At 62.8% G+C, this 22,871-nt stretch carries 21 protein-coding genes; 14 read left to right on the top strand and 7 right to left on the bottom strand.

What is annotated here, in order from left to right; genetic code table 11:
• The first annotated feature begins 30 nt into the window (after positions 1-30).
• The 7 genes from RHM60_RS02075 (at position 31) to RHM60_RS02045 (ending at position 8,336) form a co-directional block, all read left to right on the top strand.
• Positions 31-1,314, top strand: coding sequence for an ABC transporter substrate-binding protein (locus RHM60_RS02075; protein WP_416195172.1), 1,284 nt, complete (start codon positions 31-33; stop codon positions 1,312-1,314).
• Positions 1,315-1,467: 153 nt separating this feature from the next.
• Positions 1,468-2,358, top strand: coding sequence for a carbohydrate ABC transporter permease (locus RHM60_RS02070; protein WP_057009372.1), 891 nt, complete (start codon positions 1,468-1,470; stop codon positions 2,356-2,358).
• Between the two features lie 10 nt (positions 2,359-2,368).
• Positions 2,369-3,199, top strand: coding sequence for a carbohydrate ABC transporter permease (locus RHM60_RS02065; RefSeq protein ID WP_003233033.1), 831 nt, complete (start codon positions 2,369-2,371; stop codon positions 3,197-3,199).
• Positions 3,200-3,223: 24 nt separating this feature from the next.
• Positions 3,224-4,327 carry a sn-glycerol-3-phosphate ABC transporter ATP-binding protein UgpC gene (locus tag RHM60_RS02060; RefSeq protein ID WP_322213431.1) on the top strand — a complete coding sequence of 368 codons (1,104 nt, stop codon included), beginning with the start codon at positions 3,224-3,226 and terminating at the stop codon, positions 4,325-4,327.
• Positions 4,328-4,345: 18 nt separating this feature from the next.
• Positions 4,346-5,827 carry a mannitol dehydrogenase family protein gene (locus RHM60_RS02055; RefSeq protein WP_322213430.1) on the top strand — a complete coding sequence of 494 codons (1,482 nt, stop codon included), beginning with the start codon at positions 4,346-4,348 and terminating at the stop codon, positions 5,825-5,827.
• A 76-nt stretch (positions 5,828-5,903) separates the two neighbouring features.
• Positions 5,904-7,385: a xylulokinase gene (gene xylB / locus RHM60_RS02050; RefSeq protein ID WP_322213429.1), complete on the top strand. Its 1,482-nt coding sequence runs from the start codon at positions 5,904-5,906 to the stop codon at positions 7,383-7,385.
• A gap of 12 nt (positions 7,386-7,397) precedes the next feature.
• A complete protein-coding gene (locus RHM60_RS02045) occupies positions 7,398-8,336 on the top strand; it encodes a carbohydrate kinase family protein (protein WP_209981475.1) in 939 nt (312 codons plus the stop codon).
• Positions 8,337-8,408: 72 nt separating this feature from the next.
• Here RHM60_RS02045 and RHM60_RS02040 read toward each other — a convergent pair whose 3' ends face one another.
• Positions 8,409-8,672, bottom strand: a complete 264-nt coding sequence (locus RHM60_RS02040; RefSeq protein ID WP_209981473.1) for a DUF1652 domain-containing protein — start codon at positions 8,670-8,672, stop codon at positions 8,409-8,411.
• 308 nt (positions 8,673-8,980) lie between these two features.
• Here RHM60_RS02040 and map point away from each other — a divergent pair, with 308 nt between their 5' ends.
• Complete coding sequence (map, locus tag RHM60_RS02035; RefSeq protein WP_322213428.1) at positions 8,981-9,736, top strand: type I methionyl aminopeptidase; 756 nt, start codon at positions 8,981-8,983, stop codon at positions 9,734-9,736.
• Positions 9,737-9,750: 14 nt separating this feature from the next.
• On the opposite strand, the gene sfnG is transcribed toward map, so the two are convergent.
• Positions 9,751-10,836, bottom strand: a complete 1,086-nt coding sequence (gene sfnG / locus RHM60_RS02030; protein ID WP_209981470.1) for a dimethylsulfone monooxygenase SfnG — start codon at positions 10,834-10,836, stop codon at positions 9,751-9,753.
• A 28-nt stretch (positions 10,837-10,864) separates the two neighbouring features.
• Entirely contained in the window at positions 10,865-11,005 is a 141-nt protein-coding gene (locus tag RHM60_RS02025) for a hypothetical protein (RefSeq protein ID WP_209981468.1), read from the bottom strand.
• A 99-nt stretch (positions 11,006-11,104) separates the two neighbouring features.
• On the opposite strand from RHM60_RS02025, the gene RHM60_RS02020 reads away from it, so the two are divergent.
• Complete coding sequence (locus RHM60_RS02020; RefSeq protein ID WP_322213427.1) at positions 11,105-12,343, top strand: acyl-CoA dehydrogenase family protein; 1,239 nt, start codon at positions 11,105-11,107, stop codon at positions 12,341-12,343.
• Positions 12,344-12,828: 485 nt separating this feature from the next.
• Here the strand turns inward: RHM60_RS02020 and RHM60_RS02015 are convergent, their stop codons facing one another.
• Both RHM60_RS02015 and RHM60_RS02010 read right to left on the bottom strand, forming a co-directional pair.
• On the bottom strand, positions 12,829-13,614 hold the full coding sequence (locus RHM60_RS02015; protein WP_322213426.1) for a sulfite exporter TauE/SafE family protein: 786 nt from the start codon (positions 13,612-13,614) through the stop codon (positions 12,829-12,831).
• A gap of 82 nt (positions 13,615-13,696) precedes the next feature.
• On the bottom strand, positions 13,697-14,476 hold the full coding sequence (locus RHM60_RS02010; protein WP_209981465.1) for a class I SAM-dependent methyltransferase: 780 nt from the start codon (positions 14,474-14,476) through the stop codon (positions 13,697-13,699).
• 136 nt (positions 14,477-14,612) lie between these two features.
• On the opposite strand from RHM60_RS02010, the gene RHM60_RS02005 reads away from it, so the two are divergent.
• The 3 genes from RHM60_RS02005 (at position 14,613) to RHM60_RS01995 (ending at position 16,413) form a co-directional block, all read left to right on the top strand.
• On the top strand, positions 14,613-15,134 hold the full coding sequence (locus tag RHM60_RS02005) for a DUF3455 domain-containing protein (RefSeq protein ID WP_322213425.1): 522 nt from the start codon (positions 14,613-14,615) through the stop codon (positions 15,132-15,134).
• Between the two features lie 95 nt (positions 15,135-15,229).
• Entirely contained in the window at positions 15,230-15,748 is a 519-nt protein-coding gene (locus tag RHM60_RS02000; protein ID WP_209981461.1) for a sigma-70 family RNA polymerase sigma factor, read from the top strand.
• Positions 15,745-16,413 carry an anti-sigma factor domain-containing protein gene (locus tag RHM60_RS01995; RefSeq protein WP_416195156.1) on the top strand — a complete coding sequence of 223 codons (669 nt, stop codon included), beginning with the start codon at positions 15,745-15,747 and terminating at the stop codon, positions 16,411-16,413. Before RHM60_RS02000 ends, RHM60_RS01995 begins: the two co-directional genes overlap by 4 nt.
• On the opposite strand, the gene RHM60_RS01990 is transcribed toward RHM60_RS01995, so the two are convergent.
• Both RHM60_RS01990 and RHM60_RS01985 read right to left on the bottom strand, forming a co-directional pair.
• Positions 16,414-17,715: an ATP-binding protein gene (locus tag RHM60_RS01990; protein ID WP_231423697.1), complete on the bottom strand. Its 1,302-nt coding sequence runs from the start codon at positions 17,713-17,715 to the stop codon at positions 16,414-16,416.
• A gap of 3 nt (positions 17,716-17,718) precedes the next feature.
• Positions 17,719-18,420, bottom strand: a complete 702-nt coding sequence (locus RHM60_RS01985; protein WP_209981454.1) for a response regulator transcription factor — start codon at positions 18,418-18,420, stop codon at positions 17,719-17,721.
• Positions 18,421-18,584: 164 nt separating this feature from the next.
• Between RHM60_RS01985 and RHM60_RS01980 the strand changes: the two genes are divergently transcribed.
• Entirely contained in the window at positions 18,585-19,727 is a 1,143-nt protein-coding gene (locus RHM60_RS01980; protein WP_209981452.1) for an efflux RND transporter periplasmic adaptor subunit, read from the top strand.
• A gap of 6 nt (positions 19,728-19,733) precedes the next feature.
• A complete protein-coding gene (locus RHM60_RS01975) occupies positions 19,734-22,832 on the top strand; it encodes an efflux RND transporter permease subunit (RefSeq protein ID WP_209981451.1) in 3,099 nt (1,032 codons plus the stop codon).
• Positions 22,833-22,871: the final 39 nt, after the last annotated feature.

Genomic DNA, 22,871 nt, shown 5'->3' with positions numbered 1-22,871 from the left:
ACAGCGAAAGCACTGCTTGTCTCTACCTGCATGACAACCTGCATGACCCTCAGCGCCGTCAGCTTCGGCGCCCAGACCCTGACCATTGCCACCGTCAACAACAGCGACATGATCCGCATGCAAAAGCTCTCGAAAACCTTCGAGGCCGAGCACCCGGAGATCAAGCTGAACTGGGTGGTGCTCGAAGAAAACGTACTGCGCCAACGCCTCACCACTGACATCGCCACCCAGGGCGGGCAGTTCGATGTGCTGACCATCGGCATGTACGAAGCTGCACTGTGGGGCGCCAAGGGCTGGCTGGAGCCGATGAAGGACCTGCCGGCTTCCTACGACCTGGATGATGTATTCCCTTCGGTGCGTGACGGTTTGTCGGTCAAGGGTTCGCTGTACGCCCTGCCGTTCTACGCCGAAAGCTCGATCACCTATTACCGCACCGACCTGTTCAAGGACGCCGGGCTGACCATGCCCGAGCACCCGACCTGGAGCCAGATCAGCGAATACGCGGCCAAACTCACCGACAAGTCCAAGGAGCAGTACGGCCTGTGCCTGCGCGGCAAGGCCGGCTGGGGCGAGAATATGGCGCTGATCACCACCCTGGCCAACGGCTACGGAGCGCGCTGGTTCGATGAGAAGTGGCAGCCCGAGTTCAACGGCCCCGAGTGGAAGGACGCGCTGAACTTCTACGTCGACAACATGAAGAAATCCGGCCCGCCGGGTGCTTCGAGCAACGGTTTCAACGAAAACCTGGCGCTGTTCAACAGCGGCAAGTGCGCGATCTGGGTCGATGCCAGCGTGGCCGGCTCGTTCGTCACCGACAAGACCCAGAGCAAAGTGGCTGACCATGTCGGCTTCACCTTCGCCCCCCACGAAAAAACCGACAAGGGCACCTCGTGGCTGTACTCCTGGAGCCTGGCGATTCCAACCAGCTCCAAGGCCAAGGACGCCGCCAAGGTGTTCACCAGTTGGGCAACCTCCAAGGAATATGGCGCACTGGTCGCCAAGACGGACGGCATCGCCAATGTACCGCCAGGCACGCGTGCCTCGACCTACAGCGATGAGTACATGAAGGCCGCACCGTTCGCCAAGGTGACTCTGGAATCGCTGAAAGTCGCCGACCCGACCAAGCCGACCCTCAAGCCGGTGCCGTATATCGGGATTCAGCTGGTCACCATTCCCGAGTTCCAGGCGATTGGTACGCAAGTGGGCAAGTTCTTCTCCGGTGCCTTGACCGGTCAGCAGACGGTCGACCAGGCACTGGCTGCCGCACAGACCACCACCGAGCGTGAAATGAAGCGGGCGGGTTATCCCAAATAAACTGGGAATACCACAGTAAATGTGGGAGGGGGCTTGCTCCCGATAGCAGTGGATCAGCCAACTGATTCATCAACTGACACACCGCTATCGGGAACAAGCCCCCTCCCACACTGACCGCACTCCGATTCATGCTCCGCACTGGTCCTGATTGCCATGAATACAACACCCAAAAACCGTCTGGCCAACCCTGGCTGGTTTCTCGTCAGCCCTTCGGTGGCCTTGCTGCTGCTGTGGATGATCGTACCGCTGGGCATGACCCTGTACTTTTCACTGATCCGCTACAACCTGCTCTACCCCGGTGAAAACCAGTTCGTAGGGCTGGAGAACTTCACCTATTTCGTCACCGACTCGGGGTTCCTGCCCGGCGCCACCAACACCCTGTTGCTGGTGGGCAGCGTGCTATTGATCAGCGTGGTGTTTGGCGTGTTGATCAGTGCCCTGCTCGAGGCCAGTGAGTTCCTCGGCCGTGGCCTGGTGCGGGTGATGCTGATTTCGCCGTTTTTCATCATGCCCACCGTCGGTGCGCTGATCTGGAAAAACCTGATTTTCCACCCCGTGTCGGGGATTCTCGCCGCCGTGTGGAAGTTCTTCGGCGCCGAACCCGTGGACTGGCTGGCGCACTACCCGCTGTTGTCGATCATCATCATTGTGTCGTGGCAATGGCTGCCCTTCGCAATTCTGCTGCTGATGACCGCCATGCAGTCCCTGGACCAGGAGCAAAAGGAAGCCGCGCGCCTGGACGGTGCCGGCGCCATCGCGATCTTCTGGCACCTGACCCTGCCGCACCTGGCCCGCCCGATTGCGGTGGTGGTGATGATCGAAACGATCTTTTTGCTCTCGGTGTTCGCCGAAATCTTCACCACCACCAACGGCGGCCCCGGTTACGCCTCGACCAACCTCGCCTACCTGATCTACAACCAGGCGCTGGTGCAGTTCGACGTGGGCATGGCCTCGGCCGGCGGCTTGATCGCCGTGGTCATCGCCAATATCGCGGCGATCATCCTGGTGCGGATGATCGGCAAAAACCTGACTGACAAGCCTTGAGGGCCGCGCCATGACGCTTCAACAATCCCGCCGCCTGCAAAGCCTGTTGCTTGGCACGCTGGCCTGGGCCATCGCGATCCTGATTTTCTTCCCGATCTTCTGGATGGTGCTGACCAGCTTCAAGACCGAAATCGACGCGTTCGCCACCCCGCCGCAGTTCATTTTCACGCCGACGCTGGAGAACTACCTGCACATCAACGAACGCAGCAACTACTTCGCCTACGCGTGGAACTCGGTACTGATTTCGTTCAGCGCCACCGCCCTGTGCCTGCTGATCTCGGTACCGGCTGCCTACTCCATGGCGTTCTATGAAACCAAACGCACCAAGGGCACGCTGCTGTGGATGCTGTCCACCAAGATGCTGCCGCCGGTGGGCGTGCTGATGCCGATCTACCTGCTGGCCAAGAGCTTTGGCCTGCTGGATACGCGCATCGCGCTGATCATCATCTACACCCTGATCAACCTGCCGATCGTAGTGTGGATGGTGTACACCTACTTCAAGGACATTCCCAAGGACATCCTCGAAGCCGCGCGCCTGGACGGCGCCACCCTGTGGCAGGAAATGGTTCGCGTGCTGCTGCCGATCGCCAAGGGCGGCCTGGCCTCCACGGTGCTGCTGTCGCTGATCCTGTGCTGGAACGAGGCGTTCTGGTCGTTGAACCTGACCTCGTCCAGCGCAGCGCCGCTGACGGCGTTGATCGCCTCCTACTCCAGCCCCGAAGGTTTGTTCTGGGCCAAATTGTCCGCCGTCTCGACCCTCGCCTGTGCGCCCATCCTGATCTTCGGCTGGATCAGCCAGAAGCAGCTGGTGCGTGGCTTGTCCTTCGGCGCCGTCAAATAATAATTGCAAGCGGAGGCCCATCTCATGGCCAACCTGAAAATCAAGAATCTGCAAAAAGGCTTCGAAGGTTTCTCGATCATCAAAGGTATCGACCTGGAAGTGAACGACAAGGAATTCGTGGTGTTCGTCGGCCCTTCGGGCTGCGGCAAGTCCACCCTGCTGCGCTTGATCGCGGGGCTTGAAGAAGTGAGCGAAGGCACCATCGAACTGGACGGGCGCGACATCACCGAAGTGACCCCGGCCAAGCGCGACCTGGCGATGGTGTTCCAGACTTACGCGCTGTACCCGCACATGAGCGTGCGCAAGAACATGTCGTTTGCCCTGGACCTGGCCGGCGTCGACAAGAAGCTGGTGGACAGCAAGGTCAGCGAAGCGGCGCGCATCCTCGAGCTCGGGCCTCTGCTTGAGCGCAAGCCCAAGCAACTGTCCGGCGGTCAGCGTCAGCGCGTGGCGATTGGCCGGGCGATTGTGCGCAACCCGAAGATCTTCCTGTTCGACGAACCGCTGTCCAACCTCGATGCCGCGCTGCGCGTGCAGATGCGCCTGGAACTGGCGCGCCTGCACAAGGAGCTGCAGGCGACCATGATCTACGTGACCCACGACCAGGTGGAAGCGATGACCCTGGCCGACAAGGTGGTGGTGTTGAACAGCGGGCGCATCGAGCAGGTCGGCTCGCCGCTGGACCTCTATCACCAGCCGGCCAATCTGTTTGTGGCGGGTTTCCTCGGCACACCGAAAATGGGCTTTCTCAAGGGCAAGGTCACGCGGGTCGAATCGCAGAGCTGTGAAGTGCAACTGGACGCCGGCACCTTGATCAACCTGCCGCTCAGCGGCCCGACCCTCAGCGTCGGCAGCGCGGTGACCCTGGGCATTCGCCCGGAACACCTGGAAATCGCCGCAGCGGGCCAGACCACCCTGACCGTCATCGCCGACGTCGGCGAGCGCCTGGGCAGCGACACCTTCTGCCACGTCATCACCTCAACAGGCGAGCCGCTGACAATGCGGATTCGCGGCGACATGGCCAGCCAATACGGCGAGACCCTGCACCTGCACCTCGACCCGGCGCACTGCCACCTGTTCGACACCGACGGCGTGGCCGTGGCCCGCCCACTGCGCGCTGCCGCCTGATTTCGCGAGTATCTTCTGATGAAACTGAATAAGCAGAACCTCACCCTGTTGGCGCCGCAAGTGAAAATCCCCGCCTACGCCATTGCCAGCACTACGCAGGGCATCGCGCATATCGGCGTAGGCGGTTTCCACCGCGCGCATCAGGCGTATTACACCGATGCGCTGATGAATACCGGCGTTGGCCTGGACTGGAGCATCTGCGGCGTCGGCCTGCGGGCCGAGGACCGCAAGGCCCGCGACGAGCTGACCGGCCAGGATTACCTGTTCACCCTGTATGAACTGGGCGACACCGACGACACCGAAGTGCGCGTGATCGGCTCGATCAGCGACATGCTGCTGGCCGAAGACGGCGCCCAGGCGCTGATCGACAAACTGGCCGACCCCGCCATTCGCATCGTCTCGCTGACCATCACCGAAGGCGGCTACTGCATCGACGACAGCACTGGCGAGTTCATGGCGCACCTGCCGCAGATCCAGCATGACCTGGCCCACCCTGCGGCGCCGACCACCGTGTTCGGTTTTATCTGCGCGGCGCTGAGCCAACGCCGCGCCGCCGGCACCCCGGCGTTTACCGTGATGTCCTGCGATAACCTGCCGCACAACGGCGCCGTCACGCGCAAGGCGCTGCTGGCGTTCGCCGCCCTGCACAATGCCGACCTGCACGACTGGATCAAGGTCAACGTGAGTTTCCCCAACGCCATGGTCGACCGCATCACGCCCATGACCAGCAGCGCGCACCGCCTGCAACTGCACGACGAGCACGGCATCGACGATGCCTGGCCGGTGGTGTGCGAACCCTTTGTGCAGTGGGTGCTGGAAGACAACTTCGTCAACGGCCGCCCGGCCTGGGAAAAAGTCGGGGTGCAGTTCACCGATGACGTCACGCCCTATGAAGAAATGAAGATCGGCCTGCTCAACGGCAGCCACCTGGCGCTGACCTACCTGGGCTTTCTCAAGGGTTACCGGTTTGTGCACGAGACCATGAATGACCCGGTGTTTGTGGCGTACATGCGTGCCTACATGGACCTGGACGTCACGCCAAACCTGGCGCCGGTGCCGGGCATCGACCTGACCGCGTACAAACAGACGCTGGTGGACCGCTTCTCCAACCAGGCGATTGCCGATCAGCTGGAGCGCGTGTGTTCGGATGGCTCGTCGAAGTTTCCCAAGTTCACCGTGCCGACCATCAACCGTTTGATTGCCGATGGCCGTGAGACCGAGCGGGCAGCACTGGTGGTCGCAGCCTGGGCGTTGTACTTGAAGGGCGTGGATGAGAACGGTGTGAGCTACAAAATCCCGGATCCGCGTGCCGAGTTCTGCCAGGCACTGGTCAGTGACGACGCGCTGATCAGCCAGCGACTGCTGGGGGTGGAAGAGATTTTCGGCAAGGCTATTCCCAACTCACCCGCGTTTGTGGCAGCGTTCGAGCGGTGTTATGCAAGTTTGCGCGATCATGGCGTCACTGAAACCCTGCAAAACCTCCTGAAGAAACCGGCTTAAAACGGTGGGAGGGGGCTTGCTCCCTCCCACATTGACCGCATTTCAATCCAATAATAAAACTGCTGAGCACTCCCTCATGACCCAGCAAAACCTGTTCCTCGGCATCGACTGCGGCACCCAGGGCACCAAGGCCATTGTCCTCGACGCGGCCACCGGCAAGGTGCTGGGTCTGGGCGCCGCCGCACATACCCTGATCAGCGGCGCCAATGGTCGCCGCGAACAGCACACCCAGGAATGGCTGGATGCGTTCACCGAAGCCACCCACCGCGCCCTGCAACAGGCCGGCGTGGACGGCCGCGACATCCTTGGCATCGGCGTTTCCGGCCAGCAACACGGCCTGGTGCTGCTCGACGACGAGGGCCAGGTACTGCGCCCGGCCAAGCTGTGGTGCGACACCGAAACCGCACCTGAAAATGACCGATTGCTGCAACACCTGGGCGGCGAACGCGGTTCGCTGGAGCGCCTGGGGGTGGCGATTGCGCCCGGTTACACCCTGTCCAAACTGCTGTGGACCCGCGAACAGCACCCGGATGTGTTCAGCCGCATCGCCCATATCCTGCTGCCCCACGACTACCTGAACCATTGGCTGACCGGGCGTGCCGTGGCGGAATACGGCGATGCGTCGGGCACCGGTTATTTCAACGTGCGCACCCGTGAATGGGATGTTGCGCTGCTCAAACACATCGACCCCAGCGGTCGCCTGGAAGCGGCCCTGCCCGAGCTGATCGAAGCCGACCAGGCCGTGGGCACGATCCTCCCCGCCATCGCCGAACGCCTGGGCATCAACCCCCGCGCCATCGTCTCCAGCGGCGGCGGCGATAACATGATGGGCGCCATCGGCACCGGCAATATCGCGCCGGGCGTGATCACCATGAGCCTGGGCTCATCGGGCACTGTCTACGCCTTTTCGGATCAGCCCAACATCAGCCCCCAGGCCTCGGTGGCGACTTTCTGCTCTTCCAGCGGCGGCTGGCTGCCGTTGATCTGCACCATGAACCTGACCAACGCCACCGGAGTGATTCGCGAGCTGTTCGAGCTGGACCTGGCGGCCTTCAACGCCTTGGTCGCGCAGGCTCCGATTGGCGCCGACGGCGTGAGCATGCTGCCGTTTCTCAACGGCGAGCGCGTACCCGCCCTGCCCCATGCCACCGGCAGCCTGCACGGCCTGACCATGACCAACCTGACCCGCGCCAACCTGTGCCGCGCGGTGGTCGAAGGCACCACCTTCGGCCTGCGCTACGGCCTCGACCTGCTGCGCGAAACCGGCCTGCAAAGCCAGCGTATCCGCCTTATCGGCGGCGGTTCGAAAAGCCCGGTGTGGCGGCAGATGGTTGCCGATATCATGAACACCGAAGTGATTTGCACCGAACAACCCGAAGCCGCCGCCCTCGGCGCGGCGATCCAGGCGGCGTGGTGCCAGAGCGGCGAATCCCTGGCCAGCCTGTGCGACAAATGCGTCAGCGTCGACCCGGCCAGCCGCACGTTGCCGGTGGCGGCCAATGTCCTTGCCTGTCAGCAGGCTTACGAACGCTATCAACAGCACGTGGCAACCCTTTAAGAGCGAACGACTATGTATCTGGTGTGTGGTGAAGCGCTGTTTGATTTTTTCAGCGAGGAAGAGGTCGGCGGGCAGGCCGCCAAGCTCAATTACCGGGCGATTGCCGGCGGCTCGCCGTTCAACGTGGCGGTCGGCCTGCGCCGTCTGGGCATCGAGGCCGGGCTGTTTGGCGGGCTGTCCACCGACTTTCTGGGACGCCGCCTGTTGCAGGTGCTCAAGGACGAAGGCGTCAGCGAGCGGTTTCTGCTGGAGTTCGCCGCGCCCACCACCCTGTCAATGGTTGCAGTGGGGGCCAATGGCTCACCGCAGTACAACTTCCGCGGCGAGGGTTGCGCCGACCGCCTGCTGGAAATCGACCATCTGCCAAATTTGGGCGATGAAATTCGCGGGCTGCATGTGGGTTCGTTTTCGCTGGTGGTGCAGCCGATTGGCGATACCCTGCTCGAGTTGGTCAAGCGTGAAAGCGGCAAGCGCCTGATCAGCCTGGACCCCAACGTGCGCCTCAACCCGCAGCCGGATATCCAACTGTGGCGCGAGCGCGTGGCGCAACTGGCGCAGCATGCCGACCTGATCAAGGTCAGCGACGAAGACCTGCACCTGCTCTACCCCGACCAATCACCGGAAAGCGTGCTGCAGGACTGGTTGCAGCACCGCTGCCAGTTGGTGTTCCTCACCCGTGGCGGCGACGGCGCCAGTGTGTTCAGCCGCCAGCATGGCACCTGGTCGCAACCGGCGATGAAGATCGTGATGGCCGACACCGTAGGTGCCGGCGACACCTTCCAGGCTGCGTTGATTGCCTGGTTGACCGAGCATCAACTGGACTCGGTGCAAGGCCTGCATCAGCTGACACGCGAACAGATCGACGCGATGCTGGGCTTTGCGATTCGCGCCTCGGCCTTGACCTGCACCCGGACTGGGCCCGACCTGCCGTACCGTCTGCAACTGGACTGAGCCTGCCCGGGCAAAAAAAAGAACGGCAACCGCCGTTCTGACAGGGGCTCGGCGTTTAACCGAGCCTGCGGGTCATCGATAAATCGACCCCATACGTTTGACAGGTTCCTGCGTGTGCTTGAGGTCTTCGCGCAACCCGGTGATCAGGTTGCAAATGGCGCGGCTGCTGTCGAGCTTGTCGGCATTGATGCCTTTGACTTCCAGATCCACTCGGTCACGATCACGCTCGTCATACACTTTGATCGTCAGCGACGCGTCTTCGGCTTTAATGCATTCACACCGCTTGGGAAGAAAACTTCCTTCAATAATGCTGCGTAGTTCCAGTTCCGAAAGCATGGCTAACCTCTCCTTTTATGAGACTGCCAACTGATTGTTATGTGTCTGGCGGGCAGGTCCCCGCCGCGTCCTGCCAACCCTGGAAGACGCTTTCACTTAATGAGCGTACTCGGCAAAACTGACGCGCGTTGTAACTTTTCCTCATAAGCTGAGGCGTCGTTTACATAACTGAATCTGGAACTATCGCAGTGCCCTGAATTATCGCCGAACGACTTCGATTAAACGTTTAACCCGGCAAACTCGGTTAAACAGGTTAAACTTGCAGAAATATATAGCAAACTTTTAACCCTGAGGTCGTCCCGCAGACAATGATCAAAACTCCCGCACAACTTGCCGTGATGCGCGAAGCCGGGCGCCTGCTGTCCGAGGTGTTTACCCTGCTCGACGGCTTCGTCGCCGCCGGCCGCTCTACCCTGGAACTGGACGCCGCCGTCGAAGCCTTCATCCGTAATGACCTGCAGGCGCGCCCGGCCAGCCTTGGGCAATACGACTATCCCTTCTCCATCAATACATCGATCAACGAGGTGGTATGCCACGGCATGCCCAATGCCAGGGACGTGCTCAAGGAAGGCGACATCATCAATATCGACATCACCCTGGAAAAAGGCGGCTTTATTGCCGACTCCAGCAAGATGTACATGATCGGCAACGTGGCGCCCAAGGCACGGCGGCTGGTGGATAAGACCTTCGAGGCGATGTGGGAAGGTATTCGCCAGGTCAAACCCGGCGCACACTTGGGCGATATCGGCCACGCGATCCAGAGCCATGCGCAAGCCAACGGCTACAGTGTGGTGCGTGAATACTGCGGCCACGGCATCGGCCGCGACATGCACGAAGAACCGCAGATCCTGCACGTCGGCCGCCCCGGCACCGGCCTGCAATTGCGTGAAGGCATGGTGTTCACCATCGAGCCGATGCTCAACCAGGGCAGCGCCAAGGTACGCAACCTCAAGGATGGCTGGACGGTCGTGACCCAGGACAACAGCCTGTCGGCACAGTGGGAACACACCGTCGCGGTGACGGCGCAGGGGTTCGAGGTGCTGACCTTGCAGGCCCTGCCCTGACCCCCGCGTTCACCTCAGGCCACCTGTTTGATGCCGGCCTTGGCTTCCAGCTCACGCACCAGGGGCAGCACGCGCTGGCCGAAGTACTCGACTTCTTCCTGAAAGTGCAGGAACCCGGCCAGTATCAGGTCCACACCCACCGCCTTGAGCGCCACGATGCGCTCGGCGATTTGCTGTGGCGTGCCGATCAGGTTGGTCTTGAAGCCGTCGTTGTACTGTACTAGGTCGGCAAAGCTGGACTTGGCCCAGTTGCCCTCGCCTTCCGGTGAGGCCCTGCCCGCCTGTTTGGCCGCATCACCAAAGGCGTTGACTGCCTCCGGGTCCGCCTTGTCGATGATTTCCGCAAGTACCGCACGGGCTTCTTCTTCGGTGTCTCGGGCAATGATAAAAGCGTTCACACCCACCTTGACCGAATGGTTGTTGGCCGCGGCCTTGGTGCGGATATCGTTGACCTGGGCCTGGATGCCTTCGGGCGTGTTGCCGTTGGTGAAGTACCAGTCCGACACCCGCGCCGCCATGTCCCGCGCGGCCCGCGAGCTGCCGCCCTGGAACACTTCCGGCTGGCCCAGTGGCTTGGGCTTGAGGGTGTAGTTGTCGAAGCGATAGAAGTCGCCTCTGAAAGTGAAATTGTCCTGCGACCAGATGCCTTTGAGCGCACGAATGAATTCTTCGGAGCGGCGATAGCGTTCGTCGTGCTCCAGCCAGTGCTCGCCGATGGCCTGGAACTCGCCCTTGAACCAGCCGCTGACGATATTCACCGCGATGCGGCCATTGGTGAGCTGGTCGATGGTCGCCAACTGCTTGGCCGCCAGCGCCGGCTGCCAGGGGCCCGGCAGGATCGCGGCAATCACCTTGAGTTTGGTGGTCGCGGCCAGCAGGGCGTGACTGAATGCCACCGATTCGTGCTGGTTGTCGGCGCCATAACCCGCCGTGAAGCGGATCTGGGTCAGGCCATATTCGAAGCCGGCGGCTTCGGCCAGTTGCGCCAGTTTGCGGTTGTAGTCGATGCCCCAATGGGTGCGCTGTTCGATCTTGCTCACCACCAGCCCACCGCTGACGTTGGGCACCCAATAGGCAAATTTCACGGCTTGCTGACTCATCTTGAGGTTCCTCGCACACAGGGATGTATCAAGCCTTGAGCAGCAAGCGTGCCAGGCCTCGGTAAAGGCCCGGCGCACAAGGGTTGCGCCCGTAAAACGGGCACCGGGCATAGCCACCGGACACTGTCACCGATTGCGCCGGTTTGTCGATCCACTGTTGCTGGCGCAACAGTCAATGGCACCTGCCCCCCGTAAACACGGGCTGTCGCACCCGGCACGGAGTGTGCAATCCCCCTCGCACATGATCACTGCCCAGGAGCCGCCCCCCATGACCGAACACCACGTCATCAACCCGTTGTCCATCGGCGTCGACTACCCGACACTGGCCGCCCGTTTCCGGCCGATCTTTGAGCGTATCGCCGAGGGCGCGCTTGAGCGCGAACACACGCGCACCCTGCCCCATGAACCGATCCAGTGGCTCAAGCAGGCCGGTTTCGGTGCGGTGCGCGTACCGGTGGAATATGGCGGCGGCGGCGCCTCGTTGCCGCAGTTGTTTGAACTGCTGATCGAGCTGGCGGCTGCCGACTCCAACGTGCCCCAGGCCCTGCGCGGGCATTTTGCGTTTGCCGAAGACCGCCTGAACGCACCGCCGAGCGCCGGGCGCGACCTGTGGTTCAAACGGTTTGTCGACGGCGATATCGTCGGCTGCGCCTGGACCGAAATCGGCACGGTGGCGATTGGCGATGTGGTCACCCAGGTCAGCCCCGACGGCGAACAGTGGACACTCAATGGTGAGAAGTTCTACAGCACCGGCAGTATTTTCTCTGACTGGATCGACGTGTATGCGCGGCGCAGCGATACAGGCGGCGACGTGATCGCCGCCACCCGCACCCGCCAGCCCGGCGTGGTGCAAAGCGATGACTGGGACGGTTTCGGCCAGCGCACCACCGGCAGCGGCACCACGCGGTTTACCGATGCGGTGGTGCAAGCGCAGGACGTGATCGACTTTGCCACGCGCTTCAAATACCAGACCGCGTTCTACCAGTTAGTCCTGTTGGCAACCCTGGCCGGCATCGGCCGAGCGGCGCTCAATGATGTGGCCCGGCAGGTGCGTGACCGTAAACGCATCTATAGCCATGGCAATGCCGCGCATGTCAGCCAGGACGCGCAGGTGCAGCAGGTGGTGGGTGAAGTCGCCGCGCTCGTGTATGCCGCCGAGGCCAGCGCGCTGAAAGCGGCGGTGCCGGCGCAACGCGCCTACCTGGCACGGTTCGGCGGGAACGATGCCGCAGAGCGCGACGCCAATGTGGCCGCCGAGATTGAATCGGCGACGGCGCAGGTGGTGGTCTCGGAACTGATCCAGCGCGCCACCGGCCAATTATTCAATGCGCTGGGCGCCTCGGATGTGCGTCAGGGCAAGGCGCTGGACCGGCACTGGCGCAACGCACGCACGGTGTCGTCACACAACCCGGTGATCTACAAGGCGCGGATTGTCGGCGATTGGGTGATCAACGGCAGCGAACCGCCGTTCGTGTGGCAGATCGGTAATGGCCCGAAACAAGCCTGAAACCCTACTGGATCGAATGCTGGAAGCTCGACCTGGAACCTCTGTGGCGAGCGCGCTTGTCGTGGCGAACGGGCCTGTCGTAGCGAACGGGCCTGTCGTGGCGAGCGGGCTTGCCCCGCGTTGGGGTGCGAAGCGCCCCCCATCGAGCAAAACGCGGTGTACCTGATACGGCTCAGCGCCTGGCTTTGGGGCTGCTGCGCAGCCCAACGCAGGACAAGCCTGCTCGCCACAGGGAATCTGCGCTTAACTGAACGGCATTGGGGCTTGCCCCGCGTTGGGGTGCGAAGCGCCCCCAATCAAGCAAAACGCGGTGTACCTGATACGGCTCAGCGCCTGGCTTTGGGGCTGCTGCGCAGCCCAACGCAGGACAAGCCTGCTCGCCACAGGGAATCTGCGCTTAACTGAACGGCATTAGGGCAAGCCCGCTTGCCATTGGAGTGTGGTTGCCTGGGCCTACTCACTCCCACACTTGAAGGGTGTGCCGGTTAGAACGCGAGTTTGTAGCCGACGGCCATCAACATGATCGCCAGGCACGGGCGCAATACGCTGTCCGGGATCCTGCCGGTCATGTGGCTGCCCAGGTAAATGCCCGGCAGCGAGCCCATCAGCAAAAAGCCCAGCAGGTGCCAGTCCATGTTGCCCATGCTCGCATGGCCAAGACCTGCGACCAGCGTCAGGGGCACGGCATGGGCGATTTCGGTGCCGACCAGACGGCGCGTGGCGAGGAACGGATAAAGAATAAACAGCGCCACCGTGCCGAGGGCGCCTGCGCCAATGGACGTGAGCGCGACCATGGTGCCGAGAATCGCGCCGGTGACCACCGTCAGCCCGTTCAGGTTGCGCGGGCTCATGTGGTAATCATCGCCGGCATGGCGCTGGGCGAAGGCCAACAGGCGTTGCTTGAACAGGATCGCCAGGGCCGTGAGCAGCAGCACCACGCCCAGGGCCTGCTTGATCACCGCGTTCATCGCAGTGGGGTCGGTGTGCAGGCTGGCGAGGAACCACAGGGTCAGCAACACCGCCGGCACGCTGCCCAGGGTGAGCCAGCCGGTGATGGTCCAGTCGATGTTTTTGTTCCGGCTGTGCACCAGCACGCCACCGGACTTGGTGATGGCCGCGTATAACAGGTCGGTGCCCACGGCGGTGGCCGGGTTGATGCCAAACCACAACAGGATCGGCGTCATCAGCGAGCCCCCGCCGACGCCGGTCATGCCCACGATAAACCCCACGATCAGGCCGGCAACCACAAAACCAATATTTCCCACATCCATTAACGCTACCTGCGGCCTTATAAATTTCTGGCGGCAGGATAGCGATTTTTCTTATAACCACTTATATCAATGTGATCTGACTTTATGCCTTTTGCGCCAGTCGGCGACACGCGTACGCCTCGGTCCGGTAAGGAAAGGCCACCGTATCGCGACCTTTCAGGGCTGGATGGGTGTCGATCAGCGTGCGCAATTGTGCGCTGACCCTGGCTTTGTCCGGTGCAGGCAACGCAGCGATGAAACTCACGGACAGGAAGCGATCGATGATCACCTCCTGGGGGCTGCCGACATGACGGTAGGGAAAACACGTCATGTCGAGTGAGGAAAAATACTCACCGGTGAAGGCCTCGCGCCAATGCCCGCTGTGAAAGCGCGGTGTATCGCCCTCATACGGCGTGATGATTTCGGTGATCGCCGCCACCCAATCCACCGATTCATCGCGCACATTCCACACCAGCCCCAGGCATCCGTCGGGTTTGAGCACGCGGTGAATCTCCGCCAGCGCAGCCTGGGTGGAGAACCAGTGAAAGGCCTGGGCGCAGACCACCGCATCGGCACTTGCCGTGGCCAGCGGGATGCTTTCGGCGGTGCCGTTGACCAGCCGCACATCCGGCAGCAGCCTGGCTAACTGCGCGCCCATCTGCGCCACCGGCTCCACCGCGATCAACGCAGGTGCCAGGGTGCTGACCAGGCGGGTGAACTTGCCCGTGCCTGCGCCCAGGTCGATCACTGTCGACTGCGCATTGATGCGCAAGGTATCGGCGAGCCAGCCGGTGAGCTGGCGTGGATAGTTCGGCCGGCCCTGTGCGTAGGTCGCGGCCTGAGTCGAGAAACCTTGTTGAGCGGACGTGTGAACACCAGTCATGGCCAATCTCTCTTCGGGTAAAGCGGGGCCACAGTGTGCGCCTCCTCGCTTTTATTTTCTAATGCGTGCATCCAATCGCCGCGCGCCTGGGTAGTACCTGCAGCAACCCTGCTGTTCTACTCAATGGAGAAACACCATGAACGCAAAAGCCCTGCTCTGCCTGACCGGTTTGTTGGCCTCAAGCCCTGCGGCATTCGCCCAGACCAACCTGCCCGACAGCATCAAGGTGCCGGCTGGCCACACAGTGTCGATGGAGACCACCGGCGTCGGCGAAATCACCTACGAATGCCGCGACAAGGCCAGCGCTGCCGGTGAAACCGAATGGACCTTCGTCGGCCCCAAGGCCGTGCTGAATGACCGCAACGGCAAACCGGTCGGCACCTATTTCGGCCCGCCTGCGACCTGGCAGGCCAAGGATGGCTCGAAAATCACCGGCACGCAGTTGGCCGTGGCGCCGTCGAGCCCCGGCAACCTGCCGTATCAACTGGTCAAGGCCAACCCGGCCGAGGGCAAGGGCGTCATGAGCGGCGTCAGTTACATCCAGCGGGTGGCGCTCAAAGGTGGCGTTGCGCCGAGCAGCACGTGCACCGCTGCCAATAAAGGCCAGCAGGAAGTGGTGAAATACCAGGCGGACTATCTCTTCTGGTCAGCCAGCTGAGTAAATTCAGCTACGCTGCCGGAGGAATATCACCGTTTCTTTCTGCAGGAGCGAGGTTGGTCGCGCCTGCAGAAGGTTTGTGCTGGGGACATCATTTGTTTGATTACGACGCCTGCCTGCTGGCTTGTGCCCGTGGCGATCAACAGGCCTTGCGCCGCTTGTATGAGCAGGAAAGCAGCCGCTTGCTCGGCGTGGCGTTGCGCATCGTGCGCGACAAGGCGCTGGCTGAAGATACCGTGCATGACGCGTTTATCAGGATCTGGCACGGCGCTGCAGGTTTTGACCCCGGCAGAGGTTCGGCACGCGGCTGGGTGTACAGCGTGACCCGCCACCAGGCGCTGAACGTGGTGCGCAGGACCGCCCGCGACGTACCACTGAGCGAAGAGCACGAGCCACTGGCAGAACCGGCTGAAACCTTTGAGTTCCCCGCACGTTCCGGGCAGATCCACACCTGCCTGGAACGGCTCGACCCGGCCCGTCGCCGTTGCATCCTGCATGCCTATGTCGACGGCTATTCCCACAGCGAAATCGCGCAGGCACTCGGCACCCCGCTGGGCACCGTCAAAGCGTGGATCAAACGCAGCCTCGCCGCCTTGCGGGAGTGCATGACATGAACACTGAAGAACTGGCTGGCGAATACGTCTTGGGCACTCTGCCTCTAACGCAGCGCGCCGAGGTCGAACAACGACTCGGGCATGACGCCGACCTGCGCGCGGCGGTGGATGCCTGGGAGCAACGCCTGTTGCCGCTGACGACGCTGGCGGCGCCGGTGGTGCCATCGCAGCACCTGTGGCGACGCATTCAGCAGACGCTCGCCGTGCCCGCCCCGCGCGTGCCGTGGTGGAACCTGCTGGCCGTTTGGCGTGGCCTTGCCGCTGCAGGATTGGCGGCGAGCATGGTGCTGGCAACGCTGTTGCTGGTCCGTGCGCCCCTCGCCGAGCCGAGTTTTGTGGTGGTGCTGGTGGCGCCGCAAAGCCAGGCGCCCGGCTGGGTGATCCAGGCAAGCAGCAATCAGCAGATCCAGTTGATTCCTTTGGGGGTGATGCAAGTGCCCGCCGACAAGGCATTGCAGTTCTGGACCAAGGGCGACGGCTGGCAGGGCCCGGTGTCCCTGGGGCTGGTCAAGCCCGGGCAAACGCTGTCGGTGCCGCTGGACCGGTTGCCGCCGCTTGCGCCAAACCAGTTGTTCGAACTGACCCTGGAAGATCCGCGCGGCTCGCCCACCGGCAAACCGACCGGGCCAATCCAGGCCATCGGCCGCGCGGTCAAGGTGCTGTGATCAACCGACAGTGGGCAACCACACGCGAAAACGCGCGCCGCCCAACGGTGACGCCTCGGCGATCAGGCTGCCGCCCTGGGCTTCCAGGGCGCGCCGGCTGATCGCCAGGCCCAGGCCAAAGCCGCCGGTGGCACGGTCGCGGCTGCGGTCCAGGCGGTAGAACGGCTCGAAGATGCGTTCACGCTGGTCTCGGGGAATGCCGATGCCGTCGTCATCCACGCAGATTTCACAGCCCTCGGCGTCCACCCTGACGCTCACCTGGATACGCGCGTCGCAGTAACGCGTGGCGTTGCGCAGCAGGTTCTGCAGGGCCCGCGCGGTGAGGCGCGGGTCGAGGCTGAAGCGCTCCACTGCGCAGTCGAGCGATACGTCGATCACAATCGCGGGGTTTGCCAGCTCATCGTCGATGCTGCCCAGCACGCTGTCGATAAACTCGTCGAGCATCACCTCCACGCGCTCCGGCAATTGCGCCGGATTCTGCAGGCGGCTGTAGGACAGCAGTTCCAGCACCAACTCGTCCAGCTCACGAATATGCGCGACCAGCCCCTGCAGGCGCTCGCGCCCGGCCTGGGGCATGTCTTCGGACAATGCCAGCGCCAGGCCGAAATCCAGCCGGGTCAAGGGCGTGCGCAACTCGTGGGAGACGGCGTTGAGCAAGTCGCGCTGCTGGTTGAGCAGCCGTTCGATGTCACCGGCCATGGTGTCGAACACCGCAGCCAGACCGCCGATGTTGGAACTGGGCGGGATGTGCGTGCGTTCAGACAGGTTGCCCATGCCCAACTGCGCAGCGGTGTTTTTCAGGCGCTCCAGGTCACGCCAGTGCGGACGCAGCCACACCAGCAGGCAGGCCAGCAGCGCACCGCCCACCAGCACATTCATCGACCAGTACAGCAGGTTGATGTCCAGCGGGTCGTCGGGGATGGTCAGCTTGACCACGAACTGATCGTTGATCGGTGAACTGATTTCCCCCATCCAGCCCCATTCGCCCAGGCGGACCACCGGTTTGCCCTGCTCCAGCAGCTTCTCTTCGGCCGGCGTGAAGCTGGCGTCCTTACGCAGCAATAGATGCACTTTCTGCGGGGCAAAGTCGCGGTCCAATTGTTCGGTCACCTGCGACCAGCGCTCCACCGGTGCACGCAGGTACTGTTTGACGATCAGCTTTTGCTGGCCGCGCGACTGCTCGATGTTGTAATCCAGGTAGCGATGCTCGAACAACTGCACCGTCAGTTTGGGAATCAGATAGATCGCCGCACTGTAGGTGACGATGGTGATGAGGTAGAGGCGCAGCAGGACACGAAACATGGCTCAGCATTCCCACTCGGAGCGGCTGAACAGGTAGCCCTTGCCCCACACGGTCTTGATCTTGCGGGCTTCGCCGGCATGATCGTCGAACTTGCGGCGCAGCTTGGAGATGGCCACGTCCACCGAACGGTCGGTGCCGTTGAATTCGATGCCGCGCAGGCGCTGCAGGATCTGGTCGCGGCTGAGCACTTCGCCGGCATGGCGCGCCAGCACCACCAGCAGGTTGTATTCACCGCTGGACAACTCCACCGGCTGCTCGCGCCAGGTGACGGTGCGCTCCGACAGGTCGATGCACAGGTTGCCCATGATGATCTGGTCGTTGGCCGCCTGCGGTTCGGATAAACTGCTGCGCCGTAACAGGGTGCGCACCCGCGCCAGCAACACGCGCGGCTCGCAGGGTTTGGTCACGTAGTCGTCGGCGCCCATCTCCAGGCCCAGCACCTGGTCGTGGCTGTCGTCGCGGGCGGTGAGCATCAGGATCGGCAGGCCCGCAGAGTCGGCGCGCAGCAGGCGGCATACCTGCAGGCCGTCGAGGCCGGGCAGCATCAGGTCGAGAATCACCAGGTCCGGCGGGTTCAGGCGCGCCCGTTCACGCACCTGATCGCCACGGCTGAGCACACTGACTTGATAGCCGTTGCGTTCCAGATAGCTGGCAATCAGCTCGGAGAGCGCGGCGTCGTCTTCCACCAGCAGAATGTTCGGCATCAAGATGTTTCCAAATAGTACGGCTTTGCAGGATTGTGCAAGGATATACGCCCTCGGCCCACAGTGGGCTGCACCTTACATTTCTTCACACACCACCTACACAGCTTTACAGCACCACGGCGCCGGTGACCTTAGGATGCGCCAGTCAATATTGGGATAAGAGCATGTCGAAGAATCTGTTTGCGCCATTCTGCCTGTTGGCACTCACACTGGCGCTGAGCGCCTGTGAAAAGTCCACGGCCAAGGCGCCGCAAATGCCCCTGGCCAAAGTGCGCATCGAAACCCTGCAGGCCAAGCCACTGTCCATCACCAACGAACTGAGCGGGCGCATCGCCGCGCCGCGCATTGCCGAGGTGCGCGCCCGGGTGGCCGGTGTGGTGCTGCAGCGTGTGTTCAAGGAAGGCCATGACGTGAAACAGGGCGATGTGCTGTTTCGCATCGACCCGGCACCGTTCAAGGCCGACCTCGACAGCGCCCAGGCCAACCTGAGCAAGGCTGAGGCCAACGCCTTCCAGGCGCGCTTGCAAGCGCAGCGCTATAGCCAACTGGTGGAAGGCAACGCGATCAGCGGCCAGGACTACGACAATGCCCGCGCCGCCGTGCGCCAGACCAGCGCCGAGGTTGCCGCGCAGAAAGCCGCCGTCGACCGCGCCCGCCTGAACCTGGGCTATGCCACCGTCACCGCACCGATTTCCGGACGCATCGGCCGTGCGCTGGTCACCGAAGGTGCGCTGGTCGGCCAGAACGAAGCCACGCCGCTGGCGACCATCCAGCAACTGGACCCGATTCACGCCGACCTCACCCAGTCCACCCGCGAGCTCAACGACCTGCGCCGCGCCTTCCGCGCCGGCAGCCTCAAGCAGGTCGGCCAGGACCAGGCCAGGGCCACCTTGATTCTGGACGACGGCAGCCTGTACCCGCTGCCGGGCAAATTGCTGTTCGCCGAGATCAGCGTCGACCCCGGCACCGGGCAAATCATCCTGCGCAGCGAGTTCCCCAACCCGGACCTCGACCTGCTGCCCGGCAGCTTTGTGCGCGTGCGCCTGGAGCAGGCCGTCGACCGGCAAGGCATCAGCGTGCCGCAACGCGCCATCACCCGCGACAGCGCCGGTATCCCGATGGTGCTGCTGCTGGACGCCGAGCAGAAAGTCAGCCAGCAGCCGGTGGAGCTGGGCTCGGTAATCGGTGATCGCTGGATCGTCAGCAGCGGCCTCAAGCCGGGCGATCGTATCGTCGTCGAAGGCCTGCAACACGCGCGTCCCGGTGACACCGTTGAAGTCGACGCCAGCCCGCTCGTGAAGGAATAACCCGCCATGCCGCAGTTCTTTATCGACCGCCCGGTGTTCGCCTGGGTGGTGGCCCTGTTTATCCTGCTGGCCGGTGCGCTGGCCATCCCGCAGTTGCCGGTGGCGCAGTACCCTGACGTCGCGCCGCCGAAAGTCGAAATCTACGCGGTGTACCCGGGCGCCTCGGCCCAGACCCTGGACCAGAGCGTGGTCAGCCTGATCGAGCAGGAGCTCAACGGCACCGACCACCTGCTGTATTTCGAATCCCAGAGCAGCCTGGGCTCGGCCACCATTACCGCCACCTTTCAGCCGGGCACCAACCCTGAGATGGCCCAGGTGGATGTGCAAAACCGCCTCAAAGCGGTAGAGCCGCGCCTGCCCCAGGCCGTTACCCAGCAAGGCCTGCAGGTGCAGAAAGTCTCCGCCGGCTTCCTGCTGCTGGTGACCCTGACCTCCAATGACGGCAAGCTCGATGACACCGCGCTCAGCGATTACCTGGCGCGCAACGTGATGAACGAGCTCAAGCGCCTGGACGGCGTGGGCAAGGCGCAGCTGTATGGTTCGGAACGGGCGATGCGCATCTGGATCGACCCGCAGAAACTGATCGGCTTCAACCTCACGCCGGCCGACGTGAACGCCGCGATTGCCGCGCAGAACGCCCAGGTTGCCCCCGGCAGCATCGGCGACCTGCCGGGCACCAACACCCAGGAAATCACCGCAGCGATTCTGGTCAAGGGCCAGCTGTCGACGCCGCAGGAATTCGCCGACATCGTGCTCAAGGCCAACCCGGACGGTTCCACCGTACGTGTCGGCGATGTGGCGCGGGTGGAAGTCGGCAGCCAGGAATACCAGTTCTCCACGCGCCTGAACGGCAAGCCGTCCACCGCCGTGAGTGTGCAACTGTCGCCGGGCGCCAACTCGTTGAACACCGCGACCCTGGTGCGCGCCAAGATGGACGAGCTGTCGCGCTATTTCCCGGCCAATGTGGAATACAAGATCCCGTACGACACCTCGCCGTTCGTCAAGGTCTCGATCACCAAAGTGGTCTACACCCTGCTCGAAGCCATGGCGCTGGTGTTTGCGGTGATGTTTCTGTTCCTGCAGAACGTGCGCTACACGCTGATCCCCACCCTGGTGGTACCGATTGCCTTGATGGGCACCTTCGCCACCATGCTGGTGCTGGGCTTCTCGATCAACGTGCTGACCATGTTCGGCATGGTGCTGGCGATTGGCATCCTGGTGGACGATGCGATTGTGGTGGTGGAGAACGTCGAGCGCATCATGGTCAGCGAAGGCCTGTCGCCCAAGGACGCGACGAAAAAAGCCATGGGCCAGATCACCGGCGCCATCATCGGCATCACCCTGGTGCTGGTGGCGGTGTTCCTGCCGATGGCCTTCATGAAAGGCTCGGTGGGGGTGATCTACCAGCAGTTCTCGCTGTCGATGGCCACCTCGATCCTGTTCTCGGCGTTCCTGGCGCTGACCTTGACCCCGGCCCTCTGCGCCACCTTGCTCAAACCGATCGCCAAGGGCGAGCACCATGCCAAGGGCGGTTTCTTCGGCTGGTTCAACAAACGTTTTGAACAACTCACCGACCGCTACGAAGGCTGGGTGACCTATGCGCTCAAGCGCAGCGGGCGTTACCTGCTGATCTATCTGGTGTTGCTGGTGGGCCTGGGCTGGATGTTCACGCGCCTGCCCTCCTCGTTCCTGCCGGTGGAGGACCAGGGCTACACCATCACCGACATCCAACTGCCGCCGGGCGCAAGCAAGAACCGCACGGTGCAGGTGGCCGAGCAGATCGAAGCACACAACGCCACCGAGACCGGCGTGGGCGATACCACCATGATCATGGGCTTCAGCTTCTCCGGCTCGGGCCAGAACGCGGCGTTGGCGTTTACCACGCTCAAGGATTGGTCGGACCGCGGCGCCGATGCCTCCGCAGCATCGATTGCCAACCGCGCCAACGCGGCCTTTGGCGGCCTCAAGGACGCGATTGCCTTCGCAGTGCTGCCGCCGCCGGTTGACGGCCTGGGCACCTCCAGCGGTTTCGAGTTTCGTCTGCAGGACCGTGGCGGCGTCGGCCACGCAGCGTTGATGGCGGCGCGGACCGACCTGCTCAATGCGGCGGCAAAAAGCCCGATCCTGGCCAACGTGCGTGAAAGCGCCCTGGCCGAGGCACCGCAGGTGCAGCTCGAAGTGGACCGCAAGCAGGCCAATGCGCTGGGGGTATCGTTTGCCGATGTGGGCAATGTGTTGTCCTCGGCGATCGGTTCGGCCTATGTCAACGACTTCCCCAACCAGGGCCGCATGCAGCGGGTGGTGGTGCAGGCCGAAGGCGATCAGCGCAGCCAGGTGGCGGACTTGATGAAAATCAACGTGCGCAACAAGGACGGCAAGATGGTGCCGTTGTCGGCGTTTGTCGAAGCCCGGTGGACCCAGGGCCCGGCGCAGTTGACCCGCTACAACGGTTACCCCGCTATCGCGATCACCGGCGAAGCCGCACCGGGGCACAGCACCGGCGAGGCGATGGCGGAAATCCAGCGCCTGGTCAGCCAGTTGCCCGCCGGCCTGGGCCAGGAATGGACCGGCCTGTCGCTGCAGGAGCGCTTGTCCGGCTCCCAGGCCCCGATCCTGCTGGGCCTGTCGCTGCTGATCGTGTTCCTGTGCCTGGCAGCCTTGTATGAAAGCTGGTCGATTCCGACATCGGTGCTGCTGGTGGTGCCGCTGGGCGTGCTCGGCGCAGTGCTGGCGGTGACCTTGCGCGGCATGCCCAACGATGTGTTCTTCAAGGTTGGCCTGATCACCATCATCGGCCTGTCGGCGAAGAACGCGATTCTGATCATCGAATTCGCCAAGGACCTGTATGACCAGGGCGAAGACCTGATCAGCGCGACGCTCAAGGCCGCGCGGCTGAGGTTGCGGCCGATCATCATGACTTCGCTGGCGTTCATCCTCGGCGTGGTGCCGCTGGCAATCGCCACCGGCGCCAGTTCGGCGAGCCAGCAGGCGATTGGCACGGGGGTGATCGGCGGGATGATCACGGCGACACTGGCGGTGGTGTTTGTGCCGGTGTTTTTTGTGGTGGTGATGAAGCTGGTACGCAAGCGGCACACGCCCGACTGATCGACACCCCGGTGTTCGCTGTCGAGTTCATGATCAAGT

It is taken from the genome of Pseudomonas sp. MH9.3, assembly GCF_034354675.1.
Classification (GTDB): Bacteria; Pseudomonadota; Gammaproteobacteria; order Pseudomonadales; family Pseudomonadaceae; genus Aquipseudomonas.
The sequence above is the reverse complement of the archived record's forward strand: the minus strand, read 5'-3'. Positions and strand labels throughout refer to the sequence as shown.

Coding starts and splice junctions, on each gene's coding strand:
- RHM60_RS02075 (WP_416195172.1), top strand. CDS start 31: ATGACAACCTGCATGACCCTCAGCGCCGTCAGCTTCGGCGCCCAGACC.
- RHM60_RS02070 (WP_057009372.1), top strand. CDS start 1,468: ATGAATACAACACCCAAAAACCGTCTGGCCAACCCTGGCTGGTTTCTC.
- RHM60_RS02065 (WP_003233033.1), top strand. CDS start 2,369: ATGACGCTTCAACAATCCCGCCGCCTGCAAAGCCTGTTGCTTGGCACG.
- RHM60_RS02060 (WP_322213431.1), top strand. CDS start 3,224: ATGGCCAACCTGAAAATCAAGAATCTGCAAAAAGGCTTCGAAGGTTTC.
- RHM60_RS02055 (WP_322213430.1), top strand. CDS start 4,346: ATGAAACTGAATAAGCAGAACCTCACCCTGTTGGCGCCGCAAGTGAAA.
- xylB (WP_322213429.1), top strand. CDS start 5,904: ATGACCCAGCAAAACCTGTTCCTCGGCATCGACTGCGGCACCCAGGGC.
- RHM60_RS02045 (WP_209981475.1), top strand. CDS start 7,398: ATGTATCTGGTGTGTGGTGAAGCGCTGTTTGATTTTTTCAGCGAGGAA.
- RHM60_RS02040 (WP_209981473.1), bottom strand. CDS start 8,672: ATGCTTTCGGAACTGGAACTACGCAGCATTATTGAAGGAAGTTTTCTT.
- map (WP_322213428.1), top strand. CDS start 8,981: ATGATCAAAACTCCCGCACAACTTGCCGTGATGCGCGAAGCCGGGCGC.
- sfnG (WP_209981470.1), bottom strand. CDS start 10,836: ATGAGTCAGCAAGCCGTGAAATTTGCCTATTGGGTGCCCAACGTCAGC.
- RHM60_RS02020 (WP_322213427.1), top strand. CDS start 11,105: ATGACCGAACACCACGTCATCAACCCGTTGTCCATCGGCGTCGACTAC.
- RHM60_RS02015 (WP_322213426.1), bottom strand. CDS start 13,614: ATGGATGTGGGAAATATTGGTTTTGTGGTTGCCGGCCTGATCGTGGGG.
- RHM60_RS02010 (WP_209981465.1), bottom strand. CDS start 14,476: ATGACTGGTGTTCACACGTCCGCTCAACAAGGTTTCTCGACTCAGGCC.
- RHM60_RS02005 (WP_322213425.1), top strand. CDS start 14,613: ATGAACGCAAAAGCCCTGCTCTGCCTGACCGGTTTGTTGGCCTCAAGC.
- RHM60_RS01995 (WP_416195156.1), top strand. CDS start 15,745: ATGAACACTGAAGAACTGGCTGGCGAATACGTCTTGGGCACTCTGCCT.
- RHM60_RS01990 (WP_231423697.1), bottom strand. CDS start 17,715: ATGTTTCGTGTCCTGCTGCGCCTCTACCTCATCACCATCGTCACCTAC.
- RHM60_RS01985 (WP_209981454.1), bottom strand. CDS start 18,420: ATGCCGAACATTCTGCTGGTGGAAGACGACGCCGCGCTCTCCGAGCTG.
- RHM60_RS01980 (WP_209981452.1), top strand. CDS start 18,585: ATGTCGAAGAATCTGTTTGCGCCATTCTGCCTGTTGGCACTCACACTG.
- RHM60_RS01975 (WP_209981451.1), top strand. CDS start 19,734: ATGCCGCAGTTCTTTATCGACCGCCCGGTGTTCGCCTGGGTGGTGGCC.